At 66.0% G+C, this 25,046-nt stretch carries 18 protein-coding genes and 1 pseudogene; 10 read left to right on the forward strand and 9 right to left on the reverse strand.

The genetic code is table 11. From position 1 onward, the window contains the following. Positions 1–155: 155 nt before the first annotated feature. The 3 genes from E0E39_RS04595 to E0E39_RS15685 all read right to left on the reverse strand — a co-directional run bounded on the left by E0E39_RS04595 (position 156) and on the right by E0E39_RS15685 (position 3,666). A complete protein-coding gene (locus E0E39_RS04595; RefSeq protein WP_130873691.1) occupies positions 156–2,792 on the reverse strand; it encodes a PEP/pyruvate-binding domain-containing protein in 2,637 nt (878 codons plus the stop codon). Beyond that, on the reverse strand, positions 2,789–3,322 hold the full coding sequence (locus E0E39_RS04600; RefSeq protein ID WP_165444635.1) for a TetR/AcrR family transcriptional regulator: 534 nt from the start codon (positions 3,320–3,322) through the stop codon (positions 2,789–2,791). The genes E0E39_RS04595 and E0E39_RS04600 overlap by 4 nt, the downstream gene beginning before the upstream one ends. A gap of 188 nt (positions 3,323–3,510) precedes the next feature. After that, the gene (locus tag E0E39_RS15685) at positions 3,511–3,666 is read right to left on the reverse strand and encodes a hypothetical protein (RefSeq protein ID WP_165444636.1); all 156 of its coding nucleotides are present in this window, start codon (positions 3,664–3,666) and stop codon (positions 3,511–3,513) included. A 416-nt stretch (positions 3,667–4,082) separates the two neighbouring features. Between E0E39_RS15685 and E0E39_RS04605 the strand changes: the two genes are divergently transcribed. Beyond that, complete coding sequence (locus tag E0E39_RS04605) at positions 4,083–4,463, forward strand: hypothetical protein (protein WP_130873693.1); 381 nt, start codon at positions 4,083–4,085, stop codon at positions 4,461–4,463. A gap of 250 nt (positions 4,464–4,713) precedes the next feature. Here E0E39_RS04605 and E0E39_RS04610 read toward each other — a convergent pair whose 3' ends face one another. The 4 genes from E0E39_RS04610 to E0E39_RS04625 form a co-directional block, all read right to left on the reverse strand. Beyond that, positions 4,714–4,974, reverse strand: a complete 261-nt coding sequence (locus E0E39_RS04610) for a hypothetical protein (RefSeq protein WP_165444637.1) — start codon at positions 4,972–4,974, stop codon at positions 4,714–4,716. A 306-nt stretch (positions 4,975–5,280) separates the two neighbouring features. Beyond that, positions 5,281–5,538, reverse strand: a complete 258-nt coding sequence (locus tag E0E39_RS04615; RefSeq protein WP_130873695.1) for a hypothetical protein — start codon at positions 5,536–5,538, stop codon at positions 5,281–5,283. An 80-nt stretch (positions 5,539–5,618) separates the two neighbouring features. Continuing rightward, positions 5,619–6,593, reverse strand: coding sequence for an IS630 family transposase (locus E0E39_RS04620; RefSeq protein ID WP_130873696.1), 975 nt, complete (start codon positions 6,591–6,593; stop codon positions 5,619–5,621). A gap of 154 nt (positions 6,594–6,747) precedes the next feature. After that, complete coding sequence (locus E0E39_RS04625) at positions 6,748–7,308, reverse strand: hypothetical protein (RefSeq protein ID WP_130873697.1); 561 nt, start codon at positions 7,306–7,308, stop codon at positions 6,748–6,750. A gap of 556 nt (positions 7,309–7,864) precedes the next feature. Here E0E39_RS04625 and E0E39_RS04630 point away from each other — a divergent pair. The 5 genes and pseudogenes from E0E39_RS04630 (at position 7,865) to E0E39_RS16280 (ending at position 15,996) form a co-directional block, all read left to right on the forward strand. Then, positions 7,865–9,019 (forward strand): ImmA/IrrE family metallo-endopeptidase, encoded by a 1,155-nt coding sequence (locus E0E39_RS04630; protein WP_245988194.1) that lies wholly within the window; start codon positions 7,865–7,867, stop codon positions 9,017–9,019. Then, positions 9,016–9,516: a DUF4411 family protein gene (locus E0E39_RS04635; RefSeq protein WP_130873699.1), complete on the forward strand. Its 501-nt coding sequence runs from the start codon at positions 9,016–9,018 to the stop codon at positions 9,514–9,516. The genes E0E39_RS04630 and E0E39_RS04635 overlap by 4 nt, the downstream gene beginning before the upstream one ends. Before the next feature lie 97 nt (positions 9,517–9,613). Continuing rightward, complete coding sequence (gene drmD / locus E0E39_RS16030) at positions 9,614–11,344, forward strand: DISARM system SNF2-like helicase DrmD (protein ID WP_207302416.1); 1,731 nt, start codon at positions 9,614–9,616, stop codon at positions 11,342–11,344. 43 nt (positions 11,345–11,387) lie between these two features. Next, positions 11,388–11,465: pseudogene (locus E0E39_RS16275) on the forward strand (hypothetical protein); the annotation flags it as partial. A 1,366-nt stretch (positions 11,466–12,831) separates the two neighbouring features. Further along, positions 12,832–15,996, forward strand: coding sequence for an Eco57I restriction-modification methylase domain-containing protein (locus E0E39_RS16280; protein WP_165444638.1), 3,165 nt, complete (start codon positions 12,832–12,834; stop codon positions 15,994–15,996). Here E0E39_RS16280 and E0E39_RS04650 read toward each other — a convergent pair. Together E0E39_RS04650 and E0E39_RS04655 are read right to left on the reverse strand one after the other, a co-directional pair. Continuing rightward, positions 15,991–16,206, reverse strand: a complete 216-nt coding sequence (locus E0E39_RS04650; protein WP_245988195.1) for a transposase family protein — start codon at positions 16,204–16,206, stop codon at positions 15,991–15,993. The two genes, E0E39_RS16280 and E0E39_RS04650, sit on opposite strands and share 6 nt — an antisense overlap. Before the next feature lie 21 nt (positions 16,207–16,227). Further along, complete coding sequence (locus E0E39_RS04655) at positions 16,228–16,983, reverse strand: transposase family protein (RefSeq protein WP_130873074.1); 756 nt, start codon at positions 16,981–16,983, stop codon at positions 16,228–16,230. Between the two features lie 139 nt (positions 16,984–17,122). Here E0E39_RS04655 and E0E39_RS04660 point away from each other — a divergent pair, with 139 nt between their 5' ends. The 4 genes from E0E39_RS04660 to E0E39_RS04675 are packed head-to-tail and all read left to right on the forward strand — an operon-like array spanning position 17,123 to position 24,895. Next, the gene (locus E0E39_RS04660) at positions 17,123–18,088 is read left to right on the forward strand and encodes a type IIL restriction-modification enzyme MmeI (RefSeq protein ID WP_207302417.1); all 966 of its coding nucleotides are present in this window, start codon (positions 17,123–17,125) and stop codon (positions 18,086–18,088) included. Beyond that, positions 18,081–21,926: a DISARM system helicase DrmA gene (gene drmA / locus E0E39_RS04665; RefSeq protein WP_130873700.1), complete on the forward strand. Its 3,846-nt coding sequence runs from the start codon at positions 18,081–18,083 to the stop codon at positions 21,924–21,926. Before E0E39_RS04660 ends, drmA begins: the two co-directional genes overlap by 8 nt. Continuing rightward, positions 21,923–24,067: a DUF1998 domain-containing protein gene (drmB, locus tag E0E39_RS04670; protein WP_207302418.1), complete on the forward strand. Its 2,145-nt coding sequence runs from the start codon at positions 21,923–21,925 to the stop codon at positions 24,065–24,067. The genes drmA and drmB overlap by 4 nt, the downstream gene beginning before the upstream one ends. A gap of 15 nt (positions 24,068–24,082) precedes the next feature. Continuing rightward, on the forward strand, positions 24,083–24,895 hold the full coding sequence (locus E0E39_RS04675) for a phospholipase D-like domain-containing protein (protein WP_130873701.1): 813 nt from the start codon (positions 24,083–24,085) through the stop codon (positions 24,893–24,895). The last annotated feature ends 151 nt before the right edge of the window (positions 24,896–25,046 follow it).

A 25,046-nucleotide genomic window follows, 5' to 3' on the forward strand; every position in this document is an offset into this window, starting at 1 on the left:
CGACCGGTACTTCCACTGAAACCCTGACAACGTTGCCGACTATCGCTCCGACCGTCAGCCCGATGAAACCGCCACTGCCACCGGTTCGGCCAGGGTCGCCAAGCACCGGGCTTGCGACAATCGTCGTCCGCCACCACTGGTATCGCTTCGCCGACCTACTCGTCTAGGATCTCGACGGTACCGGCTGCGCCGTCCAAGCGGATGCGCTGGCCCGTGACCAGACGCGTCGTCGCCTCATGGACCCCCACCACCGCCGGGATGCCGTACTCCCTCGCCACCACCGAGCCGTGGGTGATCATCCCACCAACCTCCGTAACTAGGCCTCCAGCCGCTAGAAACAGGGGTGTCCATGCCGGGTCGGTTCCCGGACAGACTAGAATCTCACCCGGCTCCAGTTGCGCCGACGACGGGTCCAGCACGACCCGCACCCGACCCTCCGCGACCCCCGGCGACACCCCGCTGCCCTGGATTGTGCCCACTCCGCCGGTACCTTCGAAGAACGCCCGACCATCGCCCAGCAGGACCCGTGGGACCTGGCGTCGCCGCGTCTCCCGCGCCGCCGCCTCCCGCCTAGCAGCGACGACTTCTCGCCACGGCCCTGCCGGTTCGGTGGCGAGCCGCTCCAGCTCGTCGAAGTGCAGGTAGACGATGTCTTCGGCCCGTTCGAGGAGTCCCGCGGCGACGAGGTCGCCACCGCATGCAAGCAGCGTCTCGCGCACCTCGCCGAAGACTCGGATAATCGTGAACTTCGGGGTTTCGCGCAGCCCTATGAGGCGGCGCATGCGGTCGACGATGAAGCGGACGCGGCGACGTCGCCAAGAGGTCCGCAGCCCGCGACCGGGGGCGAGCTGCCGCTCCAGCTTGCGCCCCGCATCCAGGGCGGTAGCAGCGCCGCGGCTGAACACACGGTCAGGAGTTTGATCCTTCGGCAGTTCGACGTAGCTCTTGATCGTGCGTAGCACGTCGACAGGGGCCTCGCGCCAGCGACGCTGCCCTAGGTCGATTTCGCCGATGCCGCGCATTCCGTACCGCTTCAGAAACCCCGCTACCGCGGCCTGTGAGCTCCCGGGCAGTTTCCCTGTGACGAAGCGGGACGCCAACTCGTCGGGCTCCTCGCTGCGCACGACCACCAAGGCCTCGGCGTCATCGCGGATGGTTTTGGCGACATCCCACAGCGCCAGATCCATTTCGGTGGTGACGTTGCCGGGCACACCCCGCAGCGTCTCGAAAACCAGTGCCTCGGCCTCCGGCCCTGCCTTCGCCGCCATCGCTCGCAACACGAGCAGCATCCCCAACGCCGTCGGCATCACCGACAGCAAAGTGCCGGCGAGCGACGGCATCAAGTCCCGCAGCAGGTCGCGCGCGATGCGCACCCGCTCGGCTATGCCCTGCTCGGAGGCCTCCTCAAGGCGTGCGCGCGCGTCGGCGACGATCCGGTCGGTAGCGGTGGTGGCAACGCGACGACGCTGCTCCGGCCAGGCTAGCGACGGCACGACGCTCGGCAGCACGTACCGCGCGACTCGAGCCAGCCCCCGCATCGCCCCTAGGGTCAATCGCCCGCGTGGAGACTCCCAGCCCCGCTCGTCGATCAACCCCTGTACGATGGCTGCGGCGCTCGGCTCGACGTTCGGCAGCAGCCGCGATAAGACGCGCCAGCCGATGGGGTGACGCAACGCCTTGTCGATCCGCAGCCACAGCCGCTCGCCGACCGACTCCATCACCCCGTCCAGACTCTTGCCGACGAGGCTGGCGACCCCCGAGCAAAGGTAGCGGAGGGCATCGCAGCCGAGAGGGGTGATCGGCGCGAGTAGGCCTTGGACCGCGCCGAAGGAGAACCAGATCGATTCCCGCCCGCCGGGCGGCACCGGATACAGCGACGTGATCGGTCGCGACTGCAACACCTGGCACCGGCCGTCGACCAGCGCGAACTCAATGTCCTGCGGCGCCCCGAACGCCTCGGCGACGCGGCGACCCAGGGCGGCAAGCTCTTTAACCTGTGTGTCGCTTAGGCAAACACCGTGCTCGGTGCGCTCGACTGTCTCGACCCCGCCGCCCGGCAGGGGAGTGGTCGCTACGGCCTTCGCGCCGAGCGTCGCCGTGACCTCTCCAGCGCGGACCTCGAAATGGTCCGGCTCGACCTGCCCGCTGACTAGGGCCTCGCCGAGCCCATACGTTGCGTCGATCACCACCTCGTCGCGGGCACCGGTGAGTGGGTTCGCGGTGAACATGACCCCCGCGACCTTAGCCGGTGCCATCGCTTGGATGATGACGGCGAGAGCGACGTCGTCGCCGATCCCGTTGCGCAGCCGATACCCGATCGCGCGGGCCGTCCACAGGCTCGACCAGCACTTGACTACGGCCTTCAAGGCCTCGTCGATGCCCAGCACGTTCAAGAAGGTGTCCTGCTGGCCGGCGAACGATAGATCCGGCAGATCCTCGGCCGTTGCCGACGACCGCACCGCGACAGCCGAGCCCACCTCGAACGTCTTCGACCAAGCCGTGCACACCGCGTCGACGATCTCGCCCGGGACCGGGTTCGCCTCGAAAGCCGCCCGGATCTGCCGCGAGGTGATCTCCAGAGCATCGGCGTCGGAGGCATCAAGCTGCGCGCAAGCATCAGCGACAACGGCGTCGAGGCCATGGGCCGCGACAAACTGTCGGTACGCGTCGGTGACGAGCACGAACCCCGGTGGCACCTGGAACCCCGAGGCGACGAGGCGTGTTAGGTTCATGCCCTTGCCGCCGCACGAGGCGAGGTCACCGACGGTGGAGAAATCGTGGACGAGGATCATTGGATCTCCTGGTGGGGTGCGGGGCCGTCGAGATGCAAGGCGACGGCAGGGATGGTGTGGTCGACGACCTCGTCGAAGTCGAGGCGGGCGATGGGAGAGCCAGGGAGCAGATGCCGCTGGATAGCGACGCCGAACAGCTGAGACATGGCGAAGGCGAGCGCGGTGACGTCGGCGGTGCCGGCAAGCGCTTCGAACCCGCTGAGCAGAGCCTGCTCGATGCCTCGGAGCGCGGCGTCGTCGCCGAGCGCAGAACGGGTCAGGGCACGGAGTTGAGGACCGACGGATTCGTCTTCCCAAAGCCCCAGATAGGTGCGGGTCAGAGCTTTGGCACGCTCGCTTGCTGGGCAAAGGAGCGCGACGCGGATCGCAGCCTTCGCGTGATCGACCAGCTCGAAGGCTGCGGAGTAAAGGCCCTCCTTGTTGCCGAAGTAGTGCGCGATGAGGGTGACGTCGACCTCAGCCGCCCGCGCAATTGCTCGCAGGCTTGCCCCGCGGAACCCCTTCGCTGAGAACTCCAAACGCGCGGCCAATATGAGCGCCTCACGTCGGCCCGCTCGCGCGTCCTGCGTGGCACGAGGCCGGCCAGGACGTCGTCTACTGGTAGCCATGAATCCAGCATACGTCAATAATTCAACACCTGTTGAAGATGGTTCTGTGAACGGTTGGAAATGCAACGTGGCCCGCACCTTGCGGGACGGGCCACGTGACTAGCTATCGGTCAGGCCTGGGCGTGCAGGCGTTTGTTCAGCACCTCGAGCAAGTCGATGGCGCACTCCGGGGTGCTGGCTCCGGGCGGGTGGATCGCGTCGGCTGTGCCGTCTCGCTCCGTGGGCGAGGTGCGTAGCGAGATGAACGTGACGCGCAGGACAATCATCCAGCTAGGGTCAGGTTTGGTTTCGACACGTTTCGCTCGTCCCTCGTGGCGTTAGCCGACCAGCGATTCGGACCATTCCTTTCCTTGCGGCGGGCGCTCCCTGCCTCCGCCCTTCCTCAGCTTAATCAGATGCCAACCTGAAAGGGGCCCTTACTATCCGGGCTCGTTGGCGGTCGGTGAGGCGCTCCTTGAGGCTTGTTCACAGGATGCTGGTTGAGCCAGCTCGTGAGCGCCAACGAACGGCTGTGTCGAAACCACCCGGCAGCCGAGAAACACACTCGGACCCCGAGTCCTCAGACATCTATGGGGTGGTTTCGACTCGGACTGCTCCTTCGTCGCAGTCCGGCTCAACCAGCTTCAAAGAGGCCATGAATAAGCCTCATGAGTTTGACCCCGGAAGCGTCTATCATGGACACGTGAACCCCAAGAAACCCCCTTCGGCGGTGATGCCGTTTATTTTCACCGCAATTCTGATAATTTTGACTTTTCTCATCATGACCCACTCCCCCACTGGGAAAACCGAGACGAATTCCGATGGCAAGACAAGTCAGCTGGTGTGCCACTCCTTGACGAATTTGACGGGGGACACCGCAATAGAGAAACTGGATTCCGAAAACAGAACTCGTCCGGTATCGGAACTGCCCTCCGGGGATCTCCGGCGTTCCGTGGGAGAAGTCCCCTACTGCAACTCCGCTCGGCAGGGGCTCCTGTCCTGGATGATGCTCCTCGGCCCAGCCACCATCGCCAGCTGTGTTTATACCGCGTGGCGTGGTCGCCAAGTGAGGAAACACTGGTGACGCACTGAGTTATCCACAGGCAGGGCAGCCGCCAGTGCAGTCCTCTGGTCAGGAACCCGGGTGAGGGCGTGGTCAAGGCCTCGAGGGGCAGCCACCTCAAAACCATCCAGTGGGTATCTGAGGATTCCAGGGCCGAGTGTACTTCTCGGCCGCCCACTGGTTTCGACACAGCCGTTCGTTGGCGCTCACGAGCTGGCTCAACCAGCATCCTGCGAATCAAGCCTCACGGTGACCCGCGTTTCGGCGGGTTTCAGGAGATGTGGTTCGGATGGCTCTCGGTCTCGTGGAGTCTCCGACGTTTCAGCCTGCGAAGGCGGATCACCTGGGTGGTGAGATCGACGGCCACGAACCCCACCGCGAGGGCGGCGGCCCCGATGAAGCGGGAACGCGGATACAGAAAAACACAGATCAGGAATACCCCGACCCCTTGGAACAGGTACAGCTTCACCGACGTCTTGTTCCACAGATGACCCTTGATGGAGCCATCCCAGTACTTCCAGCTCCTTCCCATCATGTGATGATGCCTGCCCGACAGCGAGGATCACTCCACCGAGGGCCCCGAAATCCGGCCACGATCGGCCGGTAACGCGTACAGCGAGGCTTATTCACAGCCTCTCCGTTTTACGGACTGCCCCTTCGTCGCGGTCCGGCTCAACCAGCTTCGGGGAGGCCGTGAACAAGTTTCTCCGTTCGTTGGCGAAAGATGCCGGCCGCTGCGTCCGCCCTCGCTGCAGCGAGTATCGCGGCGCCACGAGCCACGTGCGACGCCGCGATACTTCTGCACACGGGTGAGAGTGATGCCCTGCGGCAGCATTCTTCACTGATGCGGACGATTCGGATACTTGCGACGCAGTCGACGAAGATGAACCGCCCAGAAAATCTGGTATACGACGAAATCCGCAGTCACAAACCCGACCCCCATGATAGCCGCCCCCAGAAAACGGGCAAGCGGGAACATAAAAGCAACGATCGCAAACGTCCCGATTCCCCGAAATAGATACAAACCAATCGACGGCTTGTTCCAACGCAAATGACCTTCTACGGAGGCATCCCAAATTTTCGACTTTTTCGCCATCATTTCATTACAACCAGCAGCAGAAAACTACCACTGCTGCCAAAAGGCGCAGGTATAGCAGTCTTGAAACAGGATGTCGTTTATAGGCGGTACGGGAATTTCTTCTTTCGTATGTAGGTTTCGAATGCGTTTCGGGTGTCGGTGAAGTGGGGGCGTTGGGGGTTGCTGATGTGGGTTTTTGCTTCGCCCCAAACATGCTCGATGGGGTTGTGGTCAGGGCAGTAGGGTGGCAGCCACAGGAGGGTGATGTCTGCAAACCTGTTTCCTTTACCGAGGTGTTGTTTCAGTTCCCGGGATTTGTGCCATCCGGCGTTGTCCCACACGATCGTGATCTTCTGGCCGGGATGTTTGTCGACGAGTTGGGTGAGGGCATCGATGATGGTGTGACTGTTCTGCCAGTCCAGCGCTGTGAGTTCCACACTCCCGTCAGCCTGGTTGAGGAACCCGATGTAGGACTGGCAGCGGCGTTGCCGGTCCACTTCCAGCACGGTGGGTACCCCTCGGCGGCACCAGGCTCGTCGGGTGAGTGCTTCGTGTTCGATGCGCACCTCGTCAGCTGCGAACACGAGATACCCTTGCGCACGTGCGTGATCGACCAGGTCGCGGATCTGTTCCACACGGGCTGCCACGACCTCCTCGGCGGGGCGGCGCTGGTCCCGGGCGGCGGGCTGCTTGAACGACAGTCCAGCATGGTGGAGCAGCACCTGGTAGGAGGAGTCCGACGCGAGGACGACCTCGAACTCGGTGGCAATGTAGTCCTTCAACCTTGGCAGACTCCAGAACCCCACCGGCAGCCCGTCAGGGTCGGTGGGAGGGGTTTGCAGTACCCGCATCACCTCGTCATGCTGTGCTTGGGACAGTTTCGCTGCATTCCGGTTCCCGATGTGCCCGGTGTACAAGGAGGCCATCCGTTCATCACGCCATTCAGCGACCCAGCGCTGCAACGACCTCTCGGACTTCCCGACCACCCTGGAAACCTGTTCCACCGGGATCCCGACATGCAGCATCAACAGCCCCATCGCTCGTTTCCGCATCGACGGATACACAGCATTCACCTGATAATCCTGCAAAAGTTCTTCATATCCGGCAGCGAATCCTTCCACAACTCTTATTCAAGCGCTCCGGTAAAAATGATGCAACACGACATGCCGCCCCCGCAGCAAAATCTTGGGTAATACCCCAGAAAACACCAAACACAACGACATCTTGTTAAATGGGAGCTATAACTGCCGAAGCCGCCAGTTTGAGAGCAATTCCCGTAGGACTCAAGTTGAAGGCTTCCTTAAGGCCAATCTTCGCTGCACGCTTGGGAATCTCCCTACCGAGATAGTGGGAAAGCGCTCCCCAATTCTGCTGGGTGAACCATGTGCGAAGCAGCTTCCAGTCGATATCAAGGAGGCCGATGAAGGGAATGGCTCCCTTGAGAACACACGAAGCATACTCCCGGATTCCTTCCGCCCCGGAGCTGTCGGGCGGGGTGGCGCTGCCCTGGGCCGCCCCGGCGAGGACCGACAGGTCGCGGCCAGGGTACAGGCGCTTGGCCGCCTCGTAGTCGATGCGCAGTTTGCCCTCGGCGTCTCGAATCACCACCTGACTGAACAACGTGGTCAGGTTCTGCTCCAGCTCCTGCACCTCGGCGTCGGTGAACTCGCCGTTCTCGCCGCGGGACGCTGTCGAGAAGCCGTCGTCGGCTCTGGCCTCGGTCATGGGCACCGCGAGCATGCTGCACCCCACGAGCAGCGCCAGAATGTACTTGATGATGTTCTTCATGTCATCTCCTTTCCCTGAGATGTGCCTGGCGATCGCTGCCTGGTGTTCAGGTTAAATTTCGTCAGACGCGGGCACAACCCCTGCGCGACGAGACTTGACGAAAGTTATTGCCGGGAAAACTTCGGTCACGGGCGTCGTGCGCTGCATATTCGCGGGCCGACCACGGTGTTTGCCGGTCGATTCTCCGTCGGTGAACATACCTCGGGATTGCACGGACTGGCTATTCGTCATCTCCACTTTCGTTGGTCACCTTCTCCTGCGCATCCCGGCGATCCGGTCAGTGTTCGGGGTGCCACATCAAGTAGTTGACAGGATTTCCTCGACTCCGGGGCTGGTGACGCCACCCCGAAGCACTTGGCAGACCTGCAGCAGATGGGAGCCGGTCGCGAATCCCGTACTCCCGAGGCGGTCGGGTGGGTGCTCGGGCAGTCCATGGCGACACTCCACCAGCGGAAACCGCCACTTGCACCGATAATCAGACAGCCGGCCCTTCACGCGCATCATGTCAGAGGTGTGCGGCAGACTGGTACACGGAGCCGAACGCAGAGGAGGGGCCGTGACGACCGTCCGTGTTGACATCGCGCCCGACCTGCTGCGCTGGGCCGTGAGACGGGCGCGCTGGGACGAGGAAGCTGTCCGCAAACGCGCGCCCAGGCTCGACGCATGGATCGACGGGACCGCACGCCCCACGCTCAAGCAGGTGGAGAAGTTCGCTGCTGCCACCCACACGCCCTTCGGGATGCTCTTCCTGTCCGAGCCGCCGGTTGAGGACATCCCCATCCCGGACATGCGGACCATTCGCGACGCCGGAGTCCGCGAGCCGTCCGCCGACCTGCTGGAGACGATCTATCTGTGCCAGCGACGCCAGGACTGGTACCGTGACGACGCCCTCGACTCCGGGGTGACCCCGCTCAGTTTCGTGGGGTCCGCGACCCTCTCCACTCCGGTGGAGGAGGCCGCCGCTCGTATTCGTGCCGCGCTCCGTCTCGATGAGCGGTCTGTGTCCAGCTGGTCCGCCGCGATGACGGATCTCATCGAGCGTGCCGAGGCCATGGGTGTCCTGGTCATGGTCAACGGGATCGTCGGTTCGGACACCCACCGCAAGCTCGATCCGGAGGAGTTCCGGGGGTTCGCCCTGGCCGACGACATCGCCCCACTTGTCTTCGTCAACGGGACGGACACCAAGGCCGCGCAGATCTTCACCCTCGTTCACGAACTCGCCCACCTGTGGCTGGGGTGCACTGCGCTCTCCGACGCGGCTGCGGGCGCTGCGCAGGGGGCGAAAGAGGAGGAGCGCTGGTGCAACCAGGTTGCCGCGGAGGTCCTGGTGCCTCTCGACTCGCTCCGGTCGGAACTGCCAAGGGGCTGTGCTGAAGACGAGTTGAACCGGCTGGCGTCCCGCTACAAAGTCAGCACCCTCGTCGTGCTCACCAGGCTCCGGGACGCCGGGTACCTCATGCGGGATGAGTACAAGACCCGATACGAGGCCGAGCGCCAGCGCGTCATGGATCTCATGGACTCCCGGAAGAATCGCGACGGGGGCGGGAACTACTACCGCACCCAACTGCGACGCCTCGGGCGCCCCTTCACCCGGGCTGTGATCTCCTCGACCCTGGAGGGAAGGACGACGTACCGGGACGCCTACCGGTTGCTCGGGACCGTCAAGCACTCAGCCTTTGAGGGGTTGGCGGAGAGAGTAGGACTAGCGTGAAGTACCTCGTGGACGCCAACGTCCTCATCGAGGCGAAGAACCGTTACTACGCCTTTGACATCGCGCCCGGCTTCTGGAAGTGGCTCGACCAGGCGCACGGTCGAGGCACGGTGTTCAGCATTGAGAAGGTCGGCGAGGAGCTCGGTCGCCGGGACGACGAGCTTGCTGAATGGGCGAAGAAACACCGCGAGTTCTTCCTCCCGATCGACCAGTGGACCACGTTATTCTTCACTAAGCTGTCTGACTGGGCACAAACTCAGAGTTTCACTCAGGCCGCACTGGATGAGTTCTCTACTGACGCAGCTGACTATCTCCTCGTCGCCTTCGCCGCCGCCCATGTGTGCACCGTCGTCACTCATGAGACCCCAGGATCCGGCTCACGCAAGCGGGTCAAGATCCCTGACGCCTGCCAGGCACTTGAAGTCAAGTGGGTCAACACCTTCGAAATGCTACGCAGCACCCGTGTCACCCTTGAGCTTCCCGACACTGCCCACTAAGCCGAAGAGAGGAACATCGGATCATCCAACCACCAATGCATCCACCCGGTTAGAAATGCAGTACAGCCCCACTCCCACAGCCCACAACTCACACACCATGACGCTTCAGACCTCTCCCGCGCCCACCAGCGCCCCTGCTCCCGCCCGCAGCATTCCAGCCCCCCCGGAGCCCGGCCAGGTAGTCCAGGTTCGTGGCGCGGTCTGGGCGGTCACGAACGTCGCCGTTCAGGGACTCCCCCGCAGCTCCGCCGACGACGGCGAGCCCCGCCTCGAGCACGTCGTCGACCTGCAATCCCTCGACGAGGACCGCATGGGCGAGGAGCTCACCGTGATCTGGGAGCTGGAGGTCGGTAACGCCGTGGTTCCGGACCGCGGCCTACCCGAGACCATCGCTGCGGACGCCTTCGACGACCCAAAGACTCTCGGCGCCTTCGTCGACGCCGTGCGCTGGGGCGCCGTCACCTCCGCCGGCCCCAAGGCCTTTCAGGCGCCCTTCCGCTCCGGCGCCACCCTGGAGCCCTACCAGCTCGAACCCCTGCGCCGAGCACTCGCGGCCCCACGTACCAACCTCCTGCTGGCCGACGATGTCGGCCTGGGCAAGACCATCGAGGCGGGCCTGGTCATCGAAGAGCTGTTGCTGCGCCACCGGGCGCGCTCGGTCATCATCGTGTGCCCGCCTAGTCTCGCCCTGAAGTGGCGCGACGAGATGCGAGAGAAGTTCGGCCTCGACTTCGTCATCGTCGACTCGGCACGCATGACCGCCGACCGGCGCACCTACGGTCTGGCCGCCAACCCACTGCGCCTCCACCCACGCGTCATCGTCTCCATGGCCTGGCTGCCAGGCGTGCGCGCCCAACGCCTCTTGCGCGAGGTTCTGGCCGACGCTGCACGCTCGGGCACGGCCCGCTCCTACGCCTTCGATGTGCTGGTCGTCGACGAGGCGCACCACGTGGCCCCGGCGGCACCCCCAGCTGTGGGTGGCGGACGCGGATATGCAGTCGACTCGCAACGTACCCGGGCGCTGCGGCGCCTGGCGGACAAGTGCGAGCACCGCCTGTTCCTGTCCGCCACGCCCCACAACGGCTACACCGAGTCCTTCACCGCCCTGCTGGAGATGATTGATCCGCGTCGCTTCGCCCGTGGCGCCAGCATCGATCCCACCGCTCTGGACGAGGTGACGGTGCGTCGCTTGAAGTCGCAGATCGCCGACAAGGACTTCCGCCGCCGCCGGGTCGAGGTGCTCCCGTACGAGTCCTCCGGCGACGAGGAGCGCGCCTACGCCGAGCTGGACTCGCTGCTGCGCCGCTCCGGGCACGCTCAGGGGCGGCGCAACCTCGACATCGCGGCTCTGCTGCTCAAGAAACGTTTCCTGTCCAGCCCCTGGGCCTTTGCCCAGACCTTGGAGAACTACCTCGACCAGTCCGTGCGCGGCGGCGCACTCGACAACGAGTACGACGACTACTACACGGAGGTCATGGGTTCGGGCCAGTCCGACGAGGAGGAGGGCCTGGTCGCCCAGCCGGAGTTGGACACGCTGCTGGCCACCCGGGCCTCGGATCCGCTCTCCGCCGCTACTCGGGAGCAGCTTGAGGAACTGGCCGGCTGGGCCCGGGGATACCAATCCCGCCCCGACTCCCGCCTCAAGGCCCTCATGTCCATGCTCGACGCCGTCTGCCGGCCCGACGGGCGCACGTGGAGCAATGAGCGGGTCGTCGTCTTCACCGAGTACGCGGATACCCTCGACTGGATCGTCTCTGTGCTGCGCCAGCAGGGCTACGACGAACGCCTGGCGGTGATCCGCGGCTCGACCTCAGTTCGAGGAGCGTGAGGACATCCGGGCCCGCTTCAACGCCGACCCCGCCGTGGAGGATGTGCGCGTTCTCGTGGCCACCGATGCCGCCGGCGAGGGCATCGACCTGCAGGCCTACTGCCACCGCCTGGTGAACTTCGACGTCCCCTTCAACCCCTCCCGTTTGGAGCAGCGGGTGGGACGCATCGACCGCTACGGTCAGCGCGAGGTCCCGAAGATCTACTACCTCACCCCGGTGGCCGTCGGCGATGGCCTGTACGCGGGGCACCAGCACTTCCTGGGGCGCCTGGCGGAGAAGATCGCCACCGAGACCCGGGATCTGGGCGCGGTCAACCCGCTCATCGACGAGGAGATCACCGGGAAGTTCCTTGGGCGCCGTCTCCGCAAGGCCCCTGCACCGGGGCGGGACGAGCAGGCCATCACGCAGGCTCTGGCCGGCTCGGCCAAACTCAATCAGCAGCTGACGACGCTCGCGGCGGGCTACGAGGATCACAAGGAGCGGATGCACCTGACGCCTGTGGCGGGTCGGCGGGTCGTGGACGAGGCGCTGCGCCTGACGAATCAGCCGGTTCTGGCAGAGGCAGGCAGCGAGGAAACTGACGCGGCGGTCTTCGCCGTGCCGGAGCTGGGACGCTCCTGGCAGGATGCCCTGACGGGCCTTGACACCCGCCTGGCACCGGGACGCCTGAGGCCAGTCACCTTCGACGAGGAAGCCGGGCGCGTGCCCGGGATCGTCCACGTCCACCTGGGACACCCACTCATGCGCAAGGCCACCCGCACCCTGCGGGCAAACCTCTTCAGCCCGCGCTCCCAAGTGAGCCGCGTGACGGCGGTGGTGCTGCCGGACCTGGAGCACTCCTGCGCCGCCTCCCTGTCCCGGCTGGTGCTCGTGGGGCGCGGAGGCCTGCGCCTGCACGAGGAGGTTTTCGTCACCGGCGTGCGATTGCGCGGACACCGCGTCGCTGAGGACAAACTTTCCCACGTGCTGGACCGCGCCCTCGACCCGGGCGGCTACCAGCTGGCGGAGAAGCCGGTCCGCCGTCACCTGACGGACCTGTGGAACGATGACGGACACTTGCGCGCCCGCATCGTCGAGGAGACGGAGCGTCGGGCTGCCAACCTCCAGAACAGGGTCGCTGCCAGCCTTGAGGAGCACCAACAGGCGGATACGAAGCGCGTCCACGGCATCTTCGACGTCTTCCGTGCCAATCTCACCGACTCCCTGAAACGCCTGCGCGCCGAGGAGCGCGAGCAGGAGGCCATGCTGTGGGCCGATGAGCAGCAGCACCAGCGCGCCCAGGACATCCGCGCCATGGAAGACCGCCTGGTGGGCCTGGCCGCTGAGGAGGCACGCGAGGCGGAAGCGATGGTGCTGCGCTACCAGGATGTGCGGCCCTACGTGTCGCCCGTGGCCCTGGTCCCGTCACCGAGGAGGACGCACAGGAATGGGGCAACCGGTCATGAGCCCAAGACGAGGAGCAGGCCCGAGGACGACGAGGGGCGGGATGGCCCGTACGACGGCCCAGCAGCACCGCGAGTGGCTCGAGCTGGTGGACACCGACGGACCCTTCCTGTCCGTTCCCGTCATGACGGCGCTGCACCCCCAGGGCATGCCGTCGCTGGGCCGGGCCCGCAGGGAGGCCCTGCGCGCGGCACAGCCTGTCTTCGACCGCGCCTGGGACGCCTGGGACCGCGAACGGGACTCGCAGCAGGTCCTGGCCGACTATCGCCGGGCGCGCGACGCCTGGGTGGCCACGGTCCTGACCGATGTCATCGGCTGGGGCGAGAACTACGCCAGTACGGAGGCCCGTCCCGCCCTGGGTGAGGTCTACCGGGTGGTCTCCGACGGCTTTCCGGCGGTGACGGTGACGCCGAGCGGTGCCCTGACCCGTGGGGAGCGGGTCAGCGCCCTCGTGCTCGTGACCGACCCGGTGGACTCGCTGCGCGATGAGGGTGACGACGGCTGGGCGGCGAGCCCCCTCGACCGGATGGCTGCCATGCTGCGCAGCCAGAACTCGGCCTGCACGATCGGCGTGGTGACCGACGGGCGCTGGTGGGCGCTCGTGAGCGCCCACCAGGGCGGGGCAACAGCCTCGGGCGTCGTGGACTGCCAGACGTGGGTGGAGGAACCGGCCACCCGGGACGCCTTCTGCGAGCTGCTCGGCGTGCGCCGCCTCCTGGGCGGGACGAGCGAGGATCAGCTGCCCGCCCTCTTCAAGCGCTCCGTTCTGGCAGCAGAAGAGGTGACGGAGGCCCTGGGCACGCAGGTGCGCCGAGCGGTCGAGCTGGTGGTGACGGCCCTGTCCGAGGCAGCCCTCACCTCCGAGGCGGGCCCGACCCAGGCGGACCCGCTGCCTGAAAATGCCCACGAGGTCTACGAGGCGGTCGTCACCATCATGATGCGCGCCGTCTTCCTCCTCTTCGCCGAGGAGCGCGGGCTCCTGCCGACGCAGTCTCTGTACACCGGCGGCTACGGATTGGCTGGTGTCCTGGATGAGTTGGAGGCGCGCGCCCGGGATGAGGGCGAGGAGTCCATGGACGGCACGAGCCTGACCTGGCACCGGCTGCTGGCGACCTCCCGCGCCCTGCACGGCGGCGTCAACGCCGAGGACATGCGGATCCCTGCCTACGGCGGTTCGCTGTTCGATCCGGCACGATTCCCCTTCTTGACGGCCACGGATGCCAACGGCACCCTCTTGCTCACCGTTTCCGACCGGGTCATGCTGCACGTGCTGCGTTCCCTCCAGACCGCCCGCCTCAAGGGCCAGGCGGCCCGGCGCCTGTCCTTCCGGGACATTGGTGTGGAGCAGATCGGCTACATCTACGAGGGTCTGCTCGGCTACACCTGCATCCGGGCCGAGGAGACGACCCTCGGCTTGCTCGGCAAGGAGGGGGAGGGACCCGAGGTTCCGCTATCGGTGCTGAACGAACTCGCCGAGCAGCACGCCAAGAATTCCGACCTCGCCGAGGCCGTTATCACCTGGCTCAAGGAGCACCAACCATCGGCGAAACCTCCTACGAAGAACGCCTTGGCGAAGGCTTTCCGTACAGGGGACGCGATGGATGAGGCGGAGGCCGGGCGGGCCCTGCTGACCGTGACGCGGGATGCGGACCTGCGTGAGGAACTGCGCCCGTGGATCGGCGCCATCCGACGGGACCTGCGCGGCAGGCCGGTAGTCGTCCTTCCTGGCGGCCTGGTGGTGACCGAGACCCTGTCGCGGCGCAACGCCGGTGCCCATTACACACCCCGGTCGCTTGCCGAGGACGTGGTGCGCCACGCCTTGGAGCCGCTGGTCTTCAACCCGGGCCCGCGCGAAACGGATGACCGCTCGGCCTGGCGGCCGCTGACCTCGGATCAGATCCTCGGCCTGCACGTGGCTGACATCGCCTGCGGCTCGGGCGCCTTCCTCGTGGCCGCGGCCCGTTTCCTCGCCGACCACCTCGTCGAAGCCTGGACCCGCGAGGAGGTGCTCGGGGACTACGCGGATCGGCCCGGCGGGGCGCGCAGCCACGCCCTGCGGCAGGTCGTGGCCCGTTGCCTGTACGGGGTGGACATCAACGAGATGGCCGTGGAGATGTGCAAGCTCTCCCTGTGGCTCGTGTCCCTGGACAAGGACAAGCCCTTCAGTTTCGTGGATGACAAGGTCTTCGTGGGCAACTCGCTGCTGGGGATCACGGATCCGCGTCAGCTGCGGGCCCAGCACATCGACCCCGCTGCTGCCAGCGGAATCAGGCCTTTTGAGTTCGACCGCGCGGGGAATTACACGGATTCCCTGGATGTGGATTCCGTCCTGGAACGGGTGCGGGATCGGCGCCACGCCCTCGCCTCCGAGGTGGATGACGGGGACCCGGCCCGCTCGACGACGACGAAGCAACGGCTCCAGCGGGAAAACGAGGAGGACCTGAAGCTCCTGGAACGCGTGGCCGACGCCGTGGTGGCCACCGGCCTGGCCCCGACGGTCGGCGCGAAACCCGGCACGAAGCTCAACGAGGCCTACGGAGACCTGGCGGTGGCCCTCGGCCGCGCCTTCCCGCCCGAGGGGGAGGGCGATGAGGCCATGCTGGAAGCCATCCTGAAACGCGGCCTCACCCCGACGGTGGAGACCGACTACGAGCGCTGGCGCTGCCTCCACTGGCCCCTGGCCGTCCCCGAGGTCATGGAGCGCGGCGGCTTTGACGCGATCGTCGGGAATCCGCCGTTCCTTGGGGCGAAGAAGCTCAGTCCCTCGATGGGGAAGAATCTGCGAGAGTGGTTTGTCCACGTCCTGGCTAAGGGGACGACGGGAAACGCAGATCTTGTCGCGTACTTCTTTCTGCGCGCCTTCAGCCTGCTGCGGCTCACGGGGACGCTCGGAATCATCGCCACCAACACTGTGGCCCAGGGAGACACCCGTGAGGTGGGACTCGACCGCATGGTCGTCGGTGGCTTCACCATCACCCGGGCCATCCAGTCGCGCCCCTGGCCCTCTCAAAGCGCCAACCTTGAGTACGCCGCCGTATGGGGAACCCGCGGCAATCTCGCTGCCACAGTCAGGCCCGTGTGTGACGACGCGCCCGTCGCCCACATCAGCACCCTCCTCGAACCGGAAGGCCGTGTGACCGGCAGACCCGAGCAACTCACGGAGAACGCCGGTATCGCCTTCCAGGGATGCGTTGAGGCTTATTCATAGGGTGTAGGCGAAGACGAGCCCGGTGACGGCTTGTATTGTGGTTTCGAAAGTGTTGTAAGGGCGGCGGTAATCGGTGTGCAGAACACGCCAAGTTTTGACGTTCGCGATGACACGCTCAATGAGATAGCGGACGCGGTTGATGGTCGTATTGTTTCTTTTATCGGTGTCTGCGAGTTCACCATGGGCGGGTTTCTTAATGGGGGTGATCATTCCCAATCCGATGAGGCTTATTCATAGGGTGTAGGCGAAGACGAGCCCGGTGACGGCTTGTATTGTGGTTTCGAAAGTGTTGTAAGGGCGGCGGTAATCGGTGTGCAGAACACGCCAAGTTTTGACGTTCGCGATGACACGCTCAATGAGATAGCGGACGCGGTTGATGGTCGTATTGTTTCTTTTATCGGTGTCTGCGAGTTCACCATGGGCGGGTTTCTTAGTGGGGGTGATCATTCCCAATCCGATGTAGCCTTTGTCTCCAATATGCATCGTGGCATCAAGGGCCTCGAGGAAGCCGGATTCCTTGATTGCCTTCGCATCATGCACATTACCCGGCAGGGGTGGGGAGACCCAGGCGAGGTGCCCGGCCAGGGTGCAGGCCACCTGCAGGTTCACCCCTGTGGTGTGGTGTTTGCCTGAGTACAGCTCGGGACGGTCGTGCCATGACCAGCAGGGCGCCAGAGTACCGTCGATGATGTACTGACGGTCCCGGTCGAGGTCCCCCACACCGGGCACCCAGGCTTGGAGGGCCTCGGCGATCAAGGGGGTGTAGACCGCCACCACTCGTGAGATGGTGGCCTGGGAGACCATGAGGATGTCGGCCAGCAACTCTTGGGTGAGATTGTGTCTGAGCGTCAACAAAGTGACCTGGATACAGCGGAACAACCCCAAGGTGCGGGACCCTGCTGCGGGAAGGTTTCCGGAACGGGAGGTGTGGATCAGTTCGCACAGGTCAAGGATCTGGTCGCGGTCAAGGCTTGTGGTAGTATTCATGGCAGCGGCTTGTCTTTCATCTGAGGGTTTTGTTTCTACACTTTGAATTATCCCAGATCGGGCAAGCCGCCCTCACATCCCCCTCGGGATAAAGCGTTAGCTGAGGGAAACCAAAACACCCCTATGAATAAGCCTCGTTGTGCTCGGCACGGGATTCATCCTGGAGTCGGAGGAGGCGCAAACCTGGATTGCACAGGACCCGCGCAACGCCGAGGTCATCTTCCCTTATCTCAACGGAAAGGATCTCAACTCCCGTCCTGACTGTTCTGCGTCCCGGTGGGTTGTTGACTTCAATGAGCGAAGTCAAGAGGCGGCGCGGCAGTATAAGCTGCCGTGGTGGCGCGTGTTCGATAAGGTTCGTCCAGAACGTGCGGTAAAGGATGCTGAAAAGTATCCTCGAATGGTCAATGAATGGTGGAAGTACTGGAACTCTCGACCTGCGATGCGGAAAGCAATTTCGGGTCTTGATGAAGTGCTCGTGATTGCTCAAGTGAGCAACACTCTTATTCCTGAACTTGTTACCTCTGGGCAGGTGTTTGATCAGAAGTTGGTGGTGTTGTCGAGTGACCGTATGTGGTTTCTTAGTGTATTGAGCTCGATATTTCACCAGGACTGGGCGATTAAATATGGCTCTACGATGCGGTCTGATTCCGTATACACGCCGTCGGATGTCTTTGAGACCTTCCCGCGTCCCGAGCCCACATCGGAGCTGGAGGCCATCGGCCGCACACTGGATACCGAGCGGCGCGAGATCATGCTGCGCCGCGATCTGGGCCTCACCAAGCTCTACAACCTCGTCAATGACCCCGGTCTAGAGGCTGGCACCGACCCGGACGTGGACCGCATGCGTGACATCCACGTGGAGCTCGATGCCGCCGTAGCCGCCGCCTACGGCTGGGATGACCTCGACCTCACCCACGGCTTCCACACCTACCGGAAGATGACCCGTTGGACCGTGCCCCCGGCCACTCGCGTGGAGATCCTGGACCGGCTCCTGGAGGAGAACCACCGCCGCGCCGCCGCTGAGGCAGCATCGTTGCCGGCGAAGAAGGCCCGTGGGAAGCGTCGTACCCAGCCCAGTCAGGAGGAAACCCTCGATGTCTGAGACCACGCCCCACGATGGCACCGCCTACGTCTTCGAGGAGGAGCCCGGCCCCACCTCCGTCTCCGTCCGCGCCGGGCTCTTGGAGATCCTGCGCCGCGAACTCCTCGGCCCCGCCGAGGGCGACTCGGAGGTCCTCACCACCCAGCCCAGCCAGCGCTACCTCCTCGGACGCATCGCCCCCACCCGCCTGCAGAACACCGCGGAAACTCCAGCCGCCGAGACCTTGGAGGACGGGGAAGGCATTGACCCACTGGACGCCGCAGCCTCCACCGGTGTCCCCGTCACCGGCTCCGAGGAGGACACGCTCAGCGCCACCGTGGACGAGGACCCGGGCGAGGACACCGATGATGAGCCCGTCCGCCGGGGACTCATGATCCCCGCCTCCATGGGTCTGCGCTTCCAGGTCCCCGCCGACCTCGACGCCCTCAACGTCCACGTCAGCTGGGGCACCTACGAGCCCACCGGGGCGGGGGCCGAGACCGGCCAGGCCTCCGCCGACACAGGCACCCGCTACCAGCGCGTTCCCCACGCGCACAGCCTCCGTGTCGAACCCGCCGCCCTCACTCCGGGCCGCACCGAGGACCGCATCCTCGATGGGGACGTCACCCTCCGCATCGACTTCCACCTCGATGAGCCCGCTGACCGCTACCTCATCGAACTCGCCCTGTGCAATGACCGCACCACCCCCAGGCGCATCCCCACCGAGGCCTGGATGTTCCAAACCCGCATCGACGTCGACGCCGGTGGCCGCGCCGTCTTCCTTCCCGTCCACGACCCCACGCTCCCTCCCCCCTTGGGCTCTGGACCACGGCCGGATCCCGGCAGCGAGGAGGCCCGCCTGGACCTCCAGTACCGCGACCGGCTCGAGTTCGCCGTCGGCCGCACCTGCTCCGCCGACTGGAACCTACCGCCCGCGAACCCTGGCGAGAAAGCGCCCCGCCGCGCCGTCCAGGTCCACACCACCTGGACCCCCACCGTCGAGACGCCCCAGACCGCCGCGGCGGACGTCCCCGGCGCCCTCCTCGACATGCGTGCCCTCGCCGCCGCGGCCGCCGCTCCGAACGGCTCCGATGCTCTCCGCGACGCTCTGGGCCCCATCGTCAGCGCCTACAGCACCTGGCTCGACGAGCAGACCAAAGCCGCCGCAGACTTGCCCGACCATCTGCGGGACACGGCCGAGGAGGCCCTCGCCGAGGCCCGCCAGGTCCGGACACAGCTCGCCGAGGGCTTGGCACACCTCACCGCCGACACCCCGGACGGAGCGGAGGCACGCCGCTGCTTCGCCTTCATGAATCAGGTCATGGCCGACCAGCGCGTCCACTCCCAGATCGCCGCCGCCCGCGCCGCCGAACCAGCCCTCAGCGTTGAAAAGGCCGAGGCCCGCGTCCTGGAGGGCAGCTACCCCCACCACTGGCGCGTTTTCCAGCTCGCTTTCATCCTCATGCAGCTGCCCGCTCTCGCCGATCCGGCAGCCGAGCGGCGCTCCGGAGCCCTCGCCACCGTCGAGCTCCTGTTCTTCCCCACCGGTGGCGGCAAGACCGAGGCCTACCTGGGGCTGGCCGCCTATGCCTTCGCCATTCGCCGCCGGCAGGGCCTCCTCGAGACCCCGGACGGGCTCATCGACGGGCGTGTCGGCGTCACCGTCCTCATGCGCTACACCCTGCGCCTGCTCACCTCTCAGCAGTTCCAGCGCGCCACCACCCTCGTGTGCGCCGCCGAGCTGGCCCGCCGCGAGGACCCCGTCACCTGGGGCAGCGAGCCTTTCCGCATCGGCCTGTGGGTCGGCACCGCCGTGTCCCCCAAACGCGTGAGCGAGGCCGCCGAGGAGCTCCAGCGCCTGCGCGACCGCCCCGGCGGCGGTGCCGGTCACCGCTTCTCCGCCCTCCAGCTCGGCCACTGCCCCTGGTGTGGCCTGCGTCTGACCTCCAATGACGTCACCGTGAGGGACGTCGCCCAGATGGCGGAGCGCGTCGTGGTGCGCTGCCCCGACCCCTACGGCGAGTGTCCCTTCTCCGAAGGCGACGGCAACATCCCCGACGGGCTGCCGGTCCTGACCACCGATGAGGAGATCTACCGGCTAGCCCCGGCCTTCGTCATCGCCACCGTCGACAAGCTCGCCCGGCTTGCCCGCGAGGGACACGCCGCCACGCTTTTCGGGCACGTGGCCCGCCGCTGCGGGCGCCATGGCTACGTCCCTCTCCTCGACCACCGCAACAGCTCGGACTATGCGGGCTGCACACTGGCGGACAACGGGAGCCACCGCGCCAAGGGAAGCCTCCCGGCCGCCACGGTCCGTCCCGCCACGAGGCTCCGCCCCCCGGACCTCATCATCCAGGACGAGCTCCACCTCATCACCGGAGCGCTGGGCACCACCGTCGGCCTGTTCGAGACCGCCGTCGAGACCATGTGCGCCTGGACCGCCCCCGATGGACGCCCCGCCGCCCCACTGCTCGTCGCATCTTCCGCCACGGTCCGCAAGGCAGCCGACCAGGTCCGGCTCCTCTACGGGCGCGACGTCACCATCTTCCCGCCCCAGGTCCTCGACGCCTCCGACACCTTCTTCTCCCGAGCGGTTCCCATCGACCACACGCATCCGGGACGCCTGTACGTGGGCCTGTCGACCACCGGGGTGCGCCTGACCGCCGCCGAGATCCAAACCACCCAGGTGCTCATGGCCGGCGCCCAACTCCTCCTGGACCGCGTCGGCGCGGCGGCCGATCCTTACATGACCCTTGTCGGCTACTTCTCTGCCACCCGGGAGCTCGCCGGCATGGCCCGCTACGTCCAAGACGACATTCAAACCGGCCTGGCCAAGCCGGGACGCGATTCCCGCCTGCCGCGCCGCCGGGGCACGGAATTCGGCGCCCTGCACCTGGGCGAGCTGACCTCCCGCGTCTCCTCGGCGGACATCACCGCCACTCTTGACCGCATGGGACTCACCTTCGACCCCGACATCGACTCCACCGCGGCCAAGGACGCGGCGATGGCGGCGACCCGCGCAGGGAAGAGCGCCCAGCGCCGGGAGGCGGCGGCCAACCCCTACGACGTGGTCCTGGCGACCTCCATGCTCCAGGTCGGGGTCGACGTCTCCCGGCTCGGCCTCATGCTCGTCGTCGGCCAGCCCAAGAACACCGCCGAATACATCCAGGCCACCTCCCGTGTCGGTCGCGACGCGAACCGCCCCGGGCTCGTCGTCGCCCTGGGCAACTGGGCCCGGCCGCGCGACCTGGCCCACTACGAGCAGTTCCGTCACTTCCACGAGACCTTCTACGCCCGGGTCGAGCCGCTGTCCGTCACCCCCTTCTCGGTGACGGCCGTGGACCGTGGCCTCGATGGGGCCCTCGTCGCCGCCGCGCGCGTGACCCAGGCTGGCACTCGTGAGGGTCTCAGCCCGGAGCACGATGCCGGTAACGCCTCCACGCAGCGGGAGGCGCTGACGAAGCTGGCGAGCGCACTCACCGATCGGGTCACCGCCGCGGGAGGTGAGGACGCCGCCCGGTACACGGCCAGTCGTCTCGAGGCCCGCATCAGCGAATGGAAGCGGAGGGGCAAGGATGTCGCCGGGCGGGATGGCAAGCTCGTCTACGAGCGCGGCGCCGACGACGAGCGCTTCTTCGCTCTCCTGCGCTCAGCGGAGTCCAGCGGCGGTCACACACCCCAACGGGATGAAGCTCCCTTCGTCGTCGCCGGCTCCATGCGGGAGGTCCAGCCGGAGATAAACCTGCTCGTCTCACCCGATCCCAACCGCCTCGTGGACCGCTCCCCGGAGGACGGCCCGGCCTGGCAGCGCCAAGAACCCGCAGACACCAACGACACCGAGCAGGAGGAAAAGCAGTGAGCCAGGACACCACGCGGGAGAACGAGGCCGACACCACCATGCTCGAGGACGACCTCACCGCCGTCGACCCCTTGGGCGACGGTGACCGGCTCGCCGCCGACCAGGCCAAGAAGAACTACGCGAAGGTCGGCTCCGCCAGACCCACGACCCTGCTCTACACCTACGGGCCGGGCGCGGTCATCGACCTTCCCCACTTCACCATCATGCCCGCCGGCCTGGACGACTGGGAGCGCATCTGGCGGCGCCGGAGCTCCGCGCCCGTCACCGTCCACGCGCCCCGTCTCCTGGAGACCATCCAACTCATGCTCGGCCACCAGGTTGGTGAGCTGCGACGTTTCCCCTGGCAGCCGACCCGCCCGGGCCGCCGCCGTGAGGGGGACGACCTGGGTGTGCCCGCGCGGGTCTTCCCCCAGTGGCTGCGCTGCACAGGCTGCGACCTCCTGGCCCCGCTGAGCAGGTTCGTCAACGACTACCGCAACACCCACCCCTTCCGCCCCGACCAGGCCGCCTTCGAGCACAGCGACTGCCCCGGGCGCCGTCGCCGGACAACCACAGCCCAGGGGCGCCGCAAGGGCACAGCCAAATGCAAAGGCAAACTACGCGCACCGTGCGTACCTGACCGCTATCTCCTGGCCTGCCCCTTGGGCCATCTCGACGAGTTCCCCTACGACTGGTGGGTCCACGAGGGCGCCCACTGCTCCAAGGCACCCAACCCCGAGCTGGAGATGCGCGACACCTCCCAGCGCGGCGTCACCGCCATCATCACCTGCCGGGCCTGTGGGGCCAGCCGTCCCATGTCCCAGGCCCAGGGCGAGGAAGGACGCCGTCGGCTCCCGCGCTGCCGCGGACGCCACCCCCACCTCGGGATCTTTACCGAGGGAGGCTGCCAGGCCGAACCCCGCGTCATGCTTATCGGCGCCTCCAACCTCTGGTTCGCCACCACCCAGTCCATCATCGACATGCCGCGTCTGGACCCCGCCGAGGTTACCCGGGACCGCGTGGCGGCACTGGGCAGGGCGCTCGGCGAGGACCGTGCAGATGTGGGGGAGAACGTGAAGACGGCCCGCATGCTCCTCAAGCGTGGCGACGCCGAGGCTGTGCGCCTGTTCGATCTCAGCGATGCCGAACTCATAGACCTGCTACGACGGCTTGCGGTTCCGGCTGAGAGCGACGACGAACGCCTCAAACGACGTGAGGAGTGGAATCCGGTGGATCTTCTCGTCCCCGAGTGGAACTACCTCCAGCAGGAGCCTTCGGGTGAGCGTCACGAGGACCCCGCCAGCGGGCTCGTCGTCTCACCCCGCAAGCGTGGTGCACTGCCCGGCGGGATCGACCGGGTCCTCGCCGTCGACCGGCTGCGCAAGGTCAACGCCATCCTCGGCTTCACCCGCATCGACGACTTCGATCGCATCGATGACACCGGGGCCCGGCTCGTGCACCTGGTGCGAGGAGGCCGGCCAACCTGGGTGCCCGCTACGGAGGATCGCGGTGAGGGGATCTTCCTCCAGTTCAACGAGGAGGCCGTGTCCGATTGGGAGGCTCGGGTGCTCGCCAGCCCACTGTGGAAAGCTCATCGCAAGGCCCACATGCGCAACGTTGAGCGGCGCTTCTCCGAGACCGCCAAGCAGATCAATCCCGACGAGCGTTTCGTGCCGCCGCGCTACTGGCTCATCCACACCCTCGCCCACGCCCTCATCCGCGAGATGGCCATGTCGTCGGGCTACGGGGCCGCCTCCATCTCCGAACGCATCTACGCCTGGCCCGCCACCGAACAGCGCAGGACAGCAGCAGCTGGGATGCTGCTGACAACGACGGCTTCGGACTCCGACGGGACGCTCGGCGGCCTCGTGGCCCTGTCCGAACCCGACCGCCTCACCCAGGTGGTCGATGCCGCGCTAACGGGAATGATGCGGTGCTCCTCGGATCCGGTATGCGCCAGGCGCGTCCCCCAGGATCCCGAGGACTTCCTTCACGGCGCCGCCTGTCATTGCTGCACGATGGTCTCGGAAACCTCCTGCGAGCGAGCCAACCGGTTCCTCGACCGCCGCTTCGTGGTGCCGTTGGCGGGAGACTATGCGATCGACGGAAGGACGTTCACCTCCGCCGACCTCGCGTTTTTCCGTGACGTGCGTCTCGCGTGAGGCAGAGCACATCCCATGCCATCACATGCTGCCGAGCCGCTACGGACCCTCGGCGCCTTTCTCACCGGCGCTGAGGCCGACGGCATCGCCGCTCGTCTCGCGGCCGGGGCAACCCTCAGCCAGGCGCTCGTCGTCGTTCCGGCCACTCGCCGTATGCGGGCCAGGGAATTGTTGGAAGCGGCCGGGTTGGGGCCTCGGACGCGAGACCACAGCGTCGCCGTGCTGGTGGCCGTCGCTGGAGCAGCGAGCAGGATCAGGAATGCCGAGCCCGTGTGGACGGCGCCTCCAGGGCTGCTCGGTATGGGAGCCCTGACGGGCGATATCTTCGGCATGGTTGGCAGTGCGATGACATCGGTCGTCTGCGCCACCTACAACCTCCAACCGACATCGGCACTGTGGAAGGCTCTCGTCGCACTGGTCCGGGAGCGGCCAGGTGCGGCCGTGCGTCTGTATGTGGAGACGCGGGCCGCTGACGGGTGGTTCACACAACCAAGCCGGCCTGCCCGGCGCCCCACCGGTGTGGCGAGTTCAAGGGATGTGCGGCGCGGTTCGGCGCTCACCACTGAGGACATGGCACGCCTGCTCACGGGTGCCGTCGTCATGCGCACGCGCGTCTCTGAGGAGGACGGGTACGCCGTGACGAGTCACGCCAAATTTCTCAGCATTGACCACCGCTTCCTGCTGGTGGGCAGCGCGAACTTTTCCTACAGCGCAGAGGAACGCAACGTCGAGCTCGGCTTGCGCCTGGACGACTCCGCCCTGGCGGCCAGCGTGGAGAAGCAGATGCGGGACCTGGAGCCCAACGTGTATGAGCGGGTGAGCGTCTGAGAATACTGGAGTCTTATTCACAGGCGGTATGGATCAGTTCGCACAGGTCACGGATCTGGTCACAGTCAAGACTCGTGGTAGTATTCATGGCAGCGACTTGTCTTTCATCTGAGAGTCTTTGTGGTGATACACTTTGATCATCTCAGCTCGA

Origin of the sequence: [Pseudopropionibacterium] massiliense (genome assembly GCF_900607225.1) — a bacterium.
In the GTDB taxonomy this organism is placed as follows: domain Bacteria; phylum Actinomycetota; class Actinomycetes; order Propionibacteriales; family Propionibacteriaceae; genus Arachnia; species Arachnia massiliensis.

Bases quoted from the DNA above. Each gene is read 5' to 3' on its own strand.
- E0E39_RS04595 (WP_130873691.1), bottom strand. From the start codon at position 2,792: ATGATCCTCGTCCACGATTTCTCCACCGTCGGTGACCTCGCCTCGTGC.
- E0E39_RS15685 (WP_165444636.1), bottom strand. From the start codon at position 3,666: ATGATTGTCCTGCGCGTCACGTTCATCTCGCTACGCACCTCGCCCACG.
- E0E39_RS04610 (WP_165444637.1), bottom strand. From the start codon at position 4,974: ATGGGAAGGAGCTGGAAGTACTGGGATGGCTCCATCAAGGGTCATCTG.
- E0E39_RS04615 (WP_130873695.1), bottom strand. From the start codon at position 5,538: ATGGCGAAAAAGTCGAAAATTTGGGATGCCTCCGTAGAAGGTCATTTG.
- E0E39_RS04625 (WP_130873697.1), bottom strand. From the start codon at position 7,308: ATGAAGAACATCATCAAGTACATTCTGGCGCTGCTCGTGGGGTGCAGC.
- drmD (WP_207302416.1), top strand. From the start codon at position 9,614: ATGACGCTTCAGACCTCTCCCGCGCCCACCAGCGCCCCTGCTCCCGCC.
- E0E39_RS16280 (WP_165444638.1), top strand. From the start codon at position 12,832: ATGGCCCGTACGACGGCCCAGCAGCACCGCGAGTGGCTCGAGCTGGTG.
- E0E39_RS04650 (WP_245988195.1), bottom strand. From the start codon at position 16,206: ATGATCACCCCCATTAAGAAACCCGCCCATGGTGAACTCGCAGACACC.
- E0E39_RS04655 (WP_130873074.1), bottom strand. From the start codon at position 16,983: ATGAATACTACCACAAGCCTTGACCGCGACCAGATCCTTGACCTGTGC.
- drmA (WP_130873700.1), top strand. From the start codon at position 18,081: ATGTCTGAGACCACGCCCCACGATGGCACCGCCTACGTCTTCGAGGAG.
- E0E39_RS04675 (WP_130873701.1), top strand. From the start codon at position 24,083: ATGCCATCACATGCTGCCGAGCCGCTACGGACCCTCGGCGCCTTTCTC.